This is a genomic window from Arcicella sp. GW821-FHT09D11 (assembly GCF_059416265.1).
Genome location: NZ_JBWKOV010000001.1, coordinates 61,880 through 74,400, shown reverse-complemented (window position 1 = coordinate 74,400; position 12,521 = coordinate 61,880). Strand labels below are relative to the sequence as shown.

At 36.4% G+C, this 12,521-nt stretch carries 6 protein-coding genes; 2 read left to right on the top strand and 4 right to left on the bottom strand.

The window, feature by feature from the left end; translation table 11 throughout:
- Nucleotides 1-20: 20 nt before the first annotated feature.
- The 4 genes from AC07N0_RS00240 to AC07N0_RS00225 form a co-directional block, all read right to left on the bottom strand.
- Complete coding sequence (locus tag AC07N0_RS00240) at nt 21-1,682, bottom strand: fasciclin domain-containing protein (protein ID WP_492800222.1); 1,662 nt, start codon at nt 1,680-1,682, stop codon at nt 21-23.
- Nucleotides 1,683-1,743: 61 nt separating this feature from the next.
- Entirely contained in the window at nt 1,744-3,246 is a 1,503-nt protein-coding gene (locus tag AC07N0_RS00235; RefSeq protein ID WP_494587672.1) for a RagB/SusD family nutrient uptake outer membrane protein, read from the bottom strand.
- Nucleotides 3,247-3,296: 50 nt separating this feature from the next.
- A complete protein-coding gene (locus AC07N0_RS00230; protein WP_494587671.1) occupies nt 3,297-6,563 on the bottom strand; it encodes a SusC/RagA family TonB-linked outer membrane protein in 3,267 nt (1,088 codons plus the stop codon).
- 70 nt (nt 6,564-6,633) lie between these two features.
- Nucleotides 6,634-8,898: a fasciclin domain-containing protein gene (locus AC07N0_RS00225; RefSeq protein WP_494587670.1), complete on the bottom strand. Its 2,265-nt coding sequence runs from the start codon at nt 8,896-8,898 to the stop codon at nt 6,634-6,636.
- A gap of 1,173 nt (nt 8,899-10,071) precedes the next feature.
- On the opposite strand from AC07N0_RS00225, the gene AC07N0_RS00220 reads away from it, so the two are divergent.
- Together AC07N0_RS00220 and AC07N0_RS00215 are read left to right on the top strand one after the other, a co-directional pair.
- Nucleotides 10,072-11,616 (top strand): sensor histidine kinase, encoded by a 1,545-nt coding sequence (locus AC07N0_RS00220; RefSeq protein ID WP_494587669.1) that lies wholly within the window; start codon nt 10,072-10,074, stop codon nt 11,614-11,616.
- 207 nt (nt 11,617-11,823) lie between these two features.
- Complete coding sequence (locus AC07N0_RS00215) at nt 11,824-12,510, top strand: LytR/AlgR family response regulator transcription factor (protein WP_494587668.1); 687 nt, start codon at nt 11,824-11,826, stop codon at nt 12,508-12,510.
- The last annotated feature ends 11 nt before the right edge of the window (nt 12,511-12,521 follow it).

Here is a 12,521-nt window from a genome sequence, read left to right as displayed (position 1 = left end):
TATCATCGGAATACAAGCGGTTACTCATTGATTAAAGTACCGTCTGGTAAATGGCGAGGACTAATTTGATTCTGGTTGATTGGAATGAACTGAATCATATCGATGTTGTTTGGCGAGTGCGTACCATTGATAGCCTGCAAACGGAAAGTATGTCTATCTGTCGTTTTAATATCAATCGTTCCAAGCAAACGTGCTGCCGCATTGATGTCTGTTCCTGGCGACATAAAAATTTTCCAACCTAATGATTCTAATTCTCCAGCAGATAATGAAGGAACTTGATCGATAAATAAGAAAGGACGCGTAAGCGTTTCGCCATCAATAGCCCCTGTACAAGTAATTGTAAAGCTGTTTGATGTACGTTGACGTCTGTAGCACATCCATACTTTATACTTACCCTTTGGAATAATTGGCGTTTTCATATCAAGCCATAAGTTTCTACTAGGTACACCCATTGGTACTTGTAGGTAATCTCTTTTGGCTGCATTTTCAGAACCCGCATATACATAAGTAGGAGGGAAGCTGGCATTTGCCCAAGTGATGTCTTTCAATACAGTACCCACTGGGAAAGCATAAGTTCTTTTACCATAATATGTTGAAAGCTTTTTGATTTCAGGAAAATCGCAAACGTCCCAGTCAATTCTGATAGGTAAACGTAATTTCACATTGTAGTCTCCTAAACTGCTGTGTACTACACCATTAGTGGCAGTGTTGTCGCTTAGTGTACGTGATAATTCAACACCTACTTCTCTTACTCCGTTAAAAATATCGTCGTTCAATAATACAGTTTGTCCCTCTAATTTAGAACTAACTACTGTAGGTTCTGTAGATACCTTTGTGATGTGTGAAGTCGCTGTAATAATATCCCCCAAATATTTAGCACCATCTAGGATATGGTATGCCACATAAATATTAAGGCTGTCTGTTTTAAGTTTTGGATTACCCGTCTTCGAATATCTCGCTTTCAGCTTCGCATAATCTGTAAAACCACCCTTTGCTAATACGGTGTTCGACTCCGCTACCAAAGTCATAAAGCGTTTGTCGATATTCTCGTTAATAACATTTAGCGAATCATAATAGCCAGTTTCTTTCAATGCCTGTGTAAAGATTGAATAGTCTGGATTATCACCTACAAATTGTGCAATTGTTTTAGTAGCAGGTTTCAATACTGCATCCAAAATATGCAACATTCCGTTACCAGTTTTGATGTTCGACTCAGTGATATTCGCTTGGCGGTTTAATGTATAGCTTGAACCCTCTGTGCCATTAGTTACTCCTGATAGCAAGTATTGTCCATACATCGTTACTAAAGGTAATTTACCATCTTTGAAAGAATTGGTAGTAAGGGTATCTCTGATTACGTGAATTTTCACGATACCTTGAGCCTCCTCTTTAGTAAGTTGGTCTGTCGTTTTGCCAATTTGAGTTAAATAAGCTTTCACGGCAGTGTTAGTAGGAGCAAACATCGTATAAGCTCCGTAAGCATCCAAGAAACCACTATAGCCAGACTTGTCAATAACTTTGGCAAAATCTGAATACTTTTCAGGGTATTTCAGGAGGTAACTATATAAGTTGGCATCACCTGTGGTGCTTTCAACAATTTTTACGTCCGTACAGCTCATAATACCTAGCCCTATTAATAGGCTAAGCAATGGTAATGTGAGCGATTGTATTAACTTTTTCATTTTCTTATTTTTTTAATGTCTCCAAAATCATCTTGAAAAATCTTGTTATAACCTTTGCTGGTTATTTATAAAATGGATTCTGAACCAAAAGTGTATTTGTTTGAAGTTCATATAGATAAATCGGCAAATAGTGACTATTAGGGTCCTTGATTTTAGCAATCGCAGATTGTTGTCTCTCGCTCGGAACACTTCTGGCTGTTAAATCAATCAATAAGTCAAGACGCTTATAATTACTTCTTTTGGCATGTCTAAGTACATCAAACCAACGTTTTCCTTCAAAGGCAAATTCTCTGGCACGTTCATCCAAGATATATTCCAGCACACCCCCTACACCATCAATATTGGTAGGCTCTGGCGACTTTTCAGTTTGTGGAATTGCCCAAGCTCTTTGACGAATTTGCTTAACAATGGCTAACGCTTCTGTTCCTCTATTAAGCAAGGCTAAAGCTTCAGCTTTCATCAAGAGTACATCTGCATAACGATACACGATAAAGTTAAAAGGAGTATCACCTGTCAGACGGTCGTATTTTCTAATTACCCCCGTAGCTGTACTTAAAGAAGCATCATCAGCACGTGTGTCATAATTAGTAGGGTCTATGATGTCTTCCGTGAAAAGTGTTTCAGTTACATAAGTGGTAGATTGGTATCTTCTATAAGTACTAGAAGCACCTGAACCAAAAATGGCATAGAAAGGATAAGTAGTCGCTACAAATCTGATTACATAATCACTACCATGAGCCAACTCGAAAATACCTTCGTTTGAATTTCCCGCTTTGATGGTATTGAACCAAGATATACTTCTTTCAGGGCTTGAAACTAAACCGAATTTAGCACTTGCAATTACTTTATTGGTAGCAGCCAACGCTTCAGTTGGTTTTTCCATCCACAAATACACATCAGCCTGTAGGGTGTTTACCATGTGTTTTGTTATTCTACTATGGTCTTTTTCTTTGTTGCCATAAGTACTTGGAATATCCTTCTCTGCTTCTTCTAAATCCTTTACAATCTGTGCAAGAATAATATCTTTACCTGATTTTGCTAAAGGAACAATCTCATCATCACTACTAGTTGCCGACAGTTTCAATGGCACATCTCCGTATAATCTTACTAAATAGAAATACATCCATGCTCTCATGGCTTTTGCTTCAGCAACGTGCCCTTTTAAAGCTGTTTCTGTATAAGTCTTATCTTTGTCTAATACAGTTGGAGCAAACTCTACTACAGTATTACTGTAATTGATAATACGATAGAAATCTCTCCAGTCTGTTAAGTAATTCGTTGGTAGAATGTTACTACTCATGATGTCTAATTCAGCACTGGTAATTCTGAATGAACTAGTAACCATGTCTGATCTGATTTCGCCCAGAATAAACATTTTTTCAGGCAAACCATCTATCAAAGAAGCATAAATACCACCTACTGCAGACTCCACTTGTTCTTTATTTTGCCAGAATCGGCTCTGCACGATTCCGTCTTGTGGGCTCAGTGCTAACCAACTGTCGCAAGAACTAGCAATCAGTAATGAGCTTACACAAATCAGGTTATAAAATATTTTTTTCAACATTGTATTTTTATCTATAATTGTTGTATCTGTATTGATTATGCTTGGTTGGCTTAGAAAGTAGCCGCTATACCAAAGGTCACCGTTTTAGGTGCTGGTGTCATCGAGTTGTCTGTCGCTACTCTGAATGGGTCACTACCACGCATCTGTACTTCTGGATCTTGCCCGCTATAGTTTGTCCAAGTCATTAAGTTTTCTACCGTTGCATAGGCTCTCAATGCTGTAATATTCAAGGTTTTCAAAAGCTCTTTCTTGAATGTATAGCTTACTGTAGCTGTTCTGAAACGTACGAATGAAGCATCTTCCACATATCTGTTAGACCCTAACCAGTTATAACCTGTGTTATATAAGGCACGTGGCACCATTGTTTCATCGCCTTCTTTTCTCCAACGAGCCAATACCTCAGTACTTTGATTTCCAAAACCATACATATTGGTTGTGTTCATACGTGTAGCATTTACTACGTCGTAATCGTTACGGAAGTTGAAGAAGGTAGTCAATTTGAAAGATTTATAAGTAACACTTGCTCCGAATCCACCTGTGAAAGCTGGGTTACTGTTTCCTAAATACACTAAGTCCATGTAGTTGATATTTCCATCTTTGTTAACATCTTCGTACATCGCATCACCCGGTTGGAACACGTAGTCAGTTTGTGGGTAATTGAAACGCATATAAACCGACTGAGCATCTGGTGTAATGATTGGCTCGCCACTTTTACCTCTAGCTACTGTAGCTGCTTTGTCTTTATAAACTCCTAAATAACGGTAGCCATAGAATGAACCAAACGGATTGTTTACTTGCATATAAGTCATGTAAGCACCATTCAATGTTGAAATACCACCTTGACGAGGATATAAATCTGAGATTTCGCGGATTACGTTGACGTTATGAGCAATGTTCATGTTGAAATCTACCAACCATGATTTAGTCTTATAAGCATTCAAGTTTAAGCTGAATTCCCAACCTGAGTTTTCCATCGTACCCACGTTCATTTGAACAGTGTTGAAACCTGTAAATGCTGGAATCTGTAGGTCTTCAAAGAATAAATCTTTAGTACTGTTTTTGTAGAATTCAGCATCAATCGTTAATTTTCTGTTACGAGTAATTAAGTTGATACCAATGTTTCTACCAATGATACGCTCCCAACGGAGGTTGTTCAACTGCATCGTTTGTGGTACAACACCAGCAGAACCAAGGTAAGACCATCCTAAAGTATTGTATTTACCATAGAACAAATAGTCTTTGCGTGGAGCATTACCACTTTGTCCGTAACTCATTCTTAAGCCTAAGTGCTCAATTAAGTTATCGAATCTTTTCATGAAAGGTTCATCCGAAATAATCCATTTTGTTGAAATAGAAGGGAATAAACCATAACGATAGTCTGGACCAAAACGAGAGTTACCATCACCACGAAGACCAACATCGAAGATATAACGGTCTAAAAAGCCATAGTGAATGTTCCATAACAAACCAATGTTACGAGTCTGTGAAACACCTGATGATAATTTTGAAGTAGTTAAACGAGCGGGGTTAGTAACATCTGTTAAATCAGATGATGCCGTGTTGGTAACATAAGCTTCTTGCCAAACAGATTTTACATCAGATGTATTCAATGCCCACAAACTTGTGAAGTCATGTTTGGTGTTTTTCAATTTTGGTGTGTAAATCAAACTTGTTTTTGTTGTTACCGCAAAACCATCAGCATCACCATCTGTAGCAACGTTTACCGCAGGGCTAGTGAATGTTTGTCCTGTAGCAACTTGTGGTAAGAAAGAGTTTGTTTTATTATTATTGATGTCAAACTGAATATCAAAAGTAGCTATCCATCTTTCAGGTACTAAATCGTATTGTACTTGAAAGTGAGGAATAATTCTTTCTGAAATGATATTGTTTTTCGCAGACTCAACCATTGCAACAGGGTTATAAGTACCCGGGAAAGCACCCTGAATGTTTGTTAATGGCGAAAAGTAATTACCTGTTAATGTTCCTAAGTCATTGTATTCAAAAATACTCATGTTAGGCATCTTGCTATATGCTACCGAACGAATTAAATCTTTATTACTTGTTAATGCTGAAACATAGTTTCTTGCATTTGACGAGTGTGTAAACGATAAGTCGGTTTTGAAACGAATATTGTTTGATACGTTATAGTCAAGGTTAATACGTGTATTCAAACGGTCTAGGCCAGTACCAATTGTTGTTCCTTTTTGAGTAAAATAGCCAGTAGAAGCATAGTATTTAGCTTTTTCACCACCACCCGTAATAGAAACATTGTGATCTTGTGAATAACCAATTTGTGTAATAGCATCTACCCAGTTAATGTTTTGTCCATAGTTGTTGTACCAATAAGGGTCATTTGGGTCATACTGGAATTCTTTTACTGTTTGTGTATTCAATGGCACACCGTTTCTGTTCATGACAGCTTCAGGAATCAACATAGAGTATTGGTCACCCGAAAGCATTGGAATAGCATTTGGTTGTTTAGAAACCGAACCTTTAAACGTATAAGTAACCTTAGGCGTACCTACTGTACCTCTTTTAGTATTGATTACAACTACACCATTAGCCGCTCTTGAACCCCACATAGCAGTAGCAGCAGCATCTTTTAACACAGCAATATTTTTAATATCCGACGGCGCTAAGTTCAATAAAGAAGCATAACCCATTTCATCGGCACTACCAAAGTTAAAGTCAGACGGAATAGATGTTTCATAAGGCATACCATCTACTACAATCATAGGGTCAACAGATGAGTTGATTGATGATGTACCCCTGATTCTGATTTGCATACCTGTACCCGGGTCACCCGAAGCAGCCGTAATATCTACCCCTGATAAACGACCTTGTAACATTTGGTCAATAGATGTTCCCTGCATATCTTCCACAGCCTTTGCATCAATTTTCGCAACGGCAATGGTCGTATTTCTTTCAGAAACCGACATCAAACCATTATCAGTCGGACGAGCTGAAACTACTACTTCGTCAAGGTCTGAAGTAGTTGCCTCAAACCAGATTTTTATCGAAGTACGTCCTTTGATATCAATCTTTTGAGTTTTGTACCCGATACTCGAAATCGAGAGTCTGTTATTGGCATTAGAAACCCTGATAACGAAGTTACCTTCCACATCCGAGCTTACCCCTTTGATGATACGGTTGTCGCGGTCAAGCTCAGCTACTGTAGCACCTATCACAGCAGAGCTATCTTTGAGGTCAATAATCTTACCTCTAACAGTATGTAAATTGGGTGTTTGTGCTATCGACAAATGTTGGCATAATAGCAATACACCTGTTATTATTAGTAATTTGGTAAAAATTTTCATTGGCTTATTTGCAAGTTTTTTTAAACGAGTTGTATGACCTATAAATCCACTAGTTGTTTACCCTTGGGGTCTAGTTGGCCTTTAAATAACCATCAATCAAATGAATCATCGCTCTGTTAGAAAGGTTGTTACTTTTGTCAACTCGAACATTAGATTTCTTTGAAGTAGCATCTGCCAATTGCATCGCCCCTACGCTATTGAGTACAGTGACTTTTACAGGATCGCCTACAGCATCTTTAAGCAAGGTTTCCATCGCTCCCGATTCTTTACCGTCTGGTGCAATTGATTTTTTGTTTAGGATATGATAACTGATAAAGTCTTCTACCTTCTTTTTATCAAGCAAACTAGCAGGGTTGAAATCTGGCGTTTTTACAGCTCCCGTACCCGTTCCTGGTAAAACACCAGCGTTTACTGCCGCTTGAATCGCCGCATTGTCAGGTACAAAGAATGTATAAAAACTACCTTCGTTTACATTGGCAATGGCAAATGTAGCAGCCGTGAAAATCGTTGAGTTTTTAAGGTATTGGTAGAAATTATAATAAGGTAAATCTGAAGTAGCACCCAATACAGAAAGGTCTTTACCGATAGGGTCAGCAATGATGGTATTAGCTGGTGCAAAATTCAATAAACCAGAAGTATAATAAACCTTACCGTTTGAAGCCGTTTTAGATTTTACAATGCTTAACGGAGCCGTTTTAATACCTGTAGACGTTACTTTGTTGTTTTCGTATTTGATGTATTCACCATTGATTGCATCAATTACGCCTTTTCCAGATAAATCATTCAATTGATTTTGTGGAGTGTAAACAACACTAGTAGCCACAATTCTTTGAAGGTTTGCTAAGATGGAAGTACCAGATGTACGCGTAGTAGTACCCGGTGCGGTATATCCCCATTCGCTATTCGCCACGTTTGATACAAACTTTGAAGGGTCATAATCATAGCCAGCCGCTTTGAAGGCTTCATCGCTAATCATAAACAAGGTATAATTTACTCTTGGGTTAAGGATGGTATTTTTCCAGTCCATATCCAATACTCTTGTCATGATGCTGTATTTAGGGTCTAGATACGCCTTTGAATAAACCGACGAGAAAAGGTTAGATTCTTGAACTTTGTTAGTACCATACAACAAAGCATTACTCAATACTTTTTTCTCAACAACGTTGCTAGCTGCATCAAAACGAGCTTCTTCGCCCAAAGCATTAAAGCTGTTTCTGAATTTCGTTGGCCAAACTGTCGTCGGGAACAAATGCGCATTGATAAGGTCGATGATAATTCCCGGAGGCATAGCATCCAACGAAGTATAGTTTTCTAATAATACAGTATTGATATACTGTGTCAGGACATCATTGGTAGGAATAAAGGCCGTCCACATATCTAACTGAGAATCATTATCTGCATTCTTCAAAAAGTTCTCGCAGTTAGGAGCGAAAGTCAAATACTTAGCACTACTAGCTTGTTTGTTGAATGTTTTGACATACACTTTGTCGCCTTTTCCAGTTAGGTTAGCATACTTAGTAGTCATTGGGTCATTCAAGGCATACGTTGCAGCGTATTTCTCAATCAGGTTTCTGAAAACACTGTATTGAGGCTTAGTACGTAGAAACTCATCGATAGAAGGCTGTGGTGTTAATACATGATCGATTTCGTGAATCATACCATTTTCAGCAAAAATATCTGCATTCACTACCTTCGCTTCCATTACATTGAAGCCCGTATAGGCTGAAGTTGGATAGAAGTAATTGTAGTCAGCAGCGCTCAATCCTATGGCTGTGAAATATTCGTCGATGAAATATGAAATATGCTTGTTGTTATTATCACCTACGATATAGTTATTATAAGGGCGGTTTAATGAAACAGCTTTTAGTTTAGTACCTTCAAAAGTAGTTTCATCATAGAAACCTGTATAAAAGGCCGTTTTTCTTCTGAAAGCTCTTGATTCTTGCCAGCCTAGAGGTGACTGATAGTCGGCCAGACGAGATTTATCAAAAGCATTAAAAACTAAAACGTTTTGTATAAGTTCGCGAGATTTGATAGAATCTAAGCTAGCCAATGTAAGGCCTGTTGTAGCAAAATAAGCTTTGAAGGCTTCATCATTGGGCGCAAAAAATGTCCAATAGCCAGCACTACTAAGGGTACGTTGATAGCCACTTTTATCAATGACTCCTAGCAATGTGGTGAAATTGCCTTTGTTTTGGAGTGTTTGATAAATGGGTGGCTCTAATGTTTCTGGACGTTTGTATATATCCAGCTCTTCTTTAGTACAGCTACTAAGCAAAGTGAACACGATGCCAAGCATGACAAAAAAATAACGAAAAGAGTATTGATACATCATTCTTTATGGTTTATGTATATTATAGGATTGTGATTTGAATTTTTTGATTTTGCTAATTTTTAAACAAACAGGTTTCACACGAAGATTTTTGACCTTCATTGATTCTTAAAATAAAATTGGATGAAACCCTTTTTAGAGTGTTATCTTATATAATAGTAGCAATTATTGTGGTAATGAAATGTGGCTTTGTTTGAGTATGTGTCTCCTTAACACATTTCAAGTAATTTATGAAGAAGTACTGTTTTGCTCATATAAAATAGTTTGTGTTATATAGTGATTTAATGATACTTTGGACTTGGGAAAACCCTTTTAGACTAGCTTTTAGGGATAAAAAAGTTTGATTTATGGTTTAATAATCTTGAAATTGTTTGTTTTTTCTAGCCTATTAAAGACTGATTTGACCTAATTCATAAAAACCATTTTTGTATTTTATGAATTATTTATTGTAAAATAACCTATTAAGCTTTCCCTGACCATCATGTACCATCCTGTAAGTACTGTTAAATGTCGGAATAGTGCAATTATTGATACTCATTGAATTGTAATTTTTTTTTAATTATTTTTTTGAGGAGGTCAACAAGAGGAGAGTATATTTTAAAAAAATAAAAGAATAATTAAGTATACGCTGTATAGTCTTGCTACTTTGTTGATAAAAAAAAATGAAAGATTAACAAGAGTATTTAGCTCATGAGGCTAATGAGTGATGATTCGTAAAAAGCTGAAATAAAGTGTTATACCATACTTTTTAACAGACAAGTGAATATATAGCATAGTATAGTCAATTAGTGTAAATATGCTGAAAATCAACATCCACTACGCGGAGATAAAAAAAAATGCTAATGATATATATACTTAAAATAGGGGTTTATCTACCCATAAATTGCCAATTTTAATGGACAAATGGCTATTTTAAAATCTATAAGGTAGAGTGGTGATAACGGTAATCGTTGTATTTTTCCAATACCAAATTATTTAATAAAAAATGATTTTTTTTTATTTTTCTGTCCTTTTCTATTATTCTTTTGGGAAAAAACAGGACACTTTGATAAAATAATACTGACTTTACCCTCTAAAAATGATAACATCTTACATTTCACCCCAAATATCCATGTGTTTAAAACATTTTAAAATACGCAAAAGGCTAGCATACTAGTTTTGAAGAAAAAAAACGACATGAATGCACACGAGAGACTCAGACCTTACGAATTGTTTTTTATTCTTTTAGCCATTACCCTTTACATCCTCAGAAGGCTCTTTGGGATTGCTTCTGATTTTGATTCTGATATAGAATACCTGCAACATATTCCTATAAGTAACCGTATTATTTGGGCAGACCTTTCTGACTATAATCAATATGTCAATAATATATTTCCAACAGTAGTTGCCGCACTACTTTTTACTATAGCATGGGGTATTTTTCATTTTATTGTTTTCCCTGAAATCAAAAAGAAGCATATTGATGCCTCCACAATTATCCTATTACTTTTATCAATGGCTTTGGTAGTAGCTAGTTGTTATGTATTCAAAGAGTTTAAACTTTTTTGGCGGTTTCGGTATGATGATTACGGGAATGCTATTGGTTTTAAAGTGTTTTCTCTTTACCGAAAATTACATGTGCTGACAGACGCTTTTGGGGTAATGATTATCATCGGTTTTTACGAAGTTGTTGCCCAGTTATATTATTATACTGCCGAATTGTATGAAACCAAACAAGCACCTAAGCATCAGATACTAAGTAATGTTATTCTGGGGATAAGTGTATTTGCTATTACCTTTTTTGCCCTTTTTGGAAAAGTAGCGAACCTAATTGTAGGCAGTACGGGGCTTGTCACTGGGGTTACTCAAATTCTCTTAACGGTTGGAATCCATTATTTCTGTTATAAAAAGATAATTCCTTATTTTGTAAAGCTCAATTATAGTAAACGAGAAAACCTGATAGTACCTACGCTATTGATTTTTTCCTATTTCCTGTCGGTTATCATCCTATATTTACTTTGGTATAGAATGGGCAATAGAGGATATTTTGCAGGAACGGTTATTTTGCCCAATGTATTCGGAGGAATCTCAGCCATTATTCGTTGGATATTCTTTGAAGAAAAGAAACAATTACAAACACAAGTATTTAAGAAATCTGCTGAACTGGATACTTTGCGGACACAAATAAATCCACACTTTTTGTTTAACGCTCTAAATACCTTATACGCTGTTGCATTGAAAGAAAATGCAGATAAAACCTCTACTGGTATTCAGAAACTAGGCGATATGATGCGGTTTATGTTGCACGAAAACCACCAAGACCGTATTCCAGTAAGTAAAGAGATTGAGTATTTAGAGAATTTTATCGATATTCAGCGAATGCGTTTGGATGAATCTCACGAGATAGAAATTCGGGTAAATATTCAGCCACTCAATCATGAAATTTACATAGCACCGATGTTGTTGAATCCGTTTGTAGAAAATGCGTTTAAACACGGTATTAGTTTCAGAAAACCCTCTTGGATATATATTACGCTTACTTTTGATGCCAATAAACTTTATTTTAAAGTACATAATTCCTTACATCCTAAACAAGAAAACGACACAGAAAAACACTCGTCTGGGATTGGGCTAGAAAATGTAAAAAAACGACTAGAGTTGATTTACCCCCAACGATATAGCTTGGATATTCAACAATCGGAACAGGATTATTTTGTGGCATTAACGTTTGTTATTTTTTGAGGGATTGGTTTTTTAGAGATTAGTAAATAGTGATTGGTGATTAGATGTGTGTTTACTTTAAAGCAAACAGCTAATGTCTTAATTTTACACTATATTTATTACACTTCAACAAAGAAATCACGTATAAATAATTTTCTAATCACTATTTACCAATCACTTAAGAAACCACTCACTAATCACTTAAACAAACCAATCACTCAAAAAGAAATGACAGCCATTGCTATCGACGACGAACCAAAAGCATTAGAAGTAATAGAAATTCATGCCTCCAAAATTCCCTTTCTGGATTTGAAGGCAACTTTTACGGATGCCTTCGAAGCGATTCCATATCTACAAAACAATAAAATAGACCTTATTTTTTTAGACATCAAAATGCCAGACATATCGGGGATAGAGTTTGTCCACTGTTTGCAGAAAGTACCGATGGTGATATTTACCACAGCCTATTCTGAATATGCTGTTCAAGGTTTTGAGCTAGATGCCCTCGACTATCTTTTGAAGCCTTTTTCACTGGCTCGTTTTATGAAAGCCTGCAACAAGGCACTATCGATCAAACAATTGAAAGAAGGAGAGGAGCGAGATTTTATTTTTATCAAGACGGGCTATGAAGAAGAAAAAGTGTTCTTTGATGATATACTATACATCGAAGCCGAAGGAAATTACCTCACCTTTATGTTGAAAAATGGCAAATTGCTCAGTCGTCAAACCATGTCTGATATTTTACAAGTATTACCCGAAAAGCTATTTGTCCGTATCCATCGTTCCTACATTATTGCGTATAATAAAGTAGAAAAAATAGCCCGCCAAGCAGTTTTTATCCAAGGAATAGAAATACCGATTGGGGCATCGTATGAAGATAACTTAGACTTGATTAAAGATAAATTGAAAGGATAAGTGGCTCGACT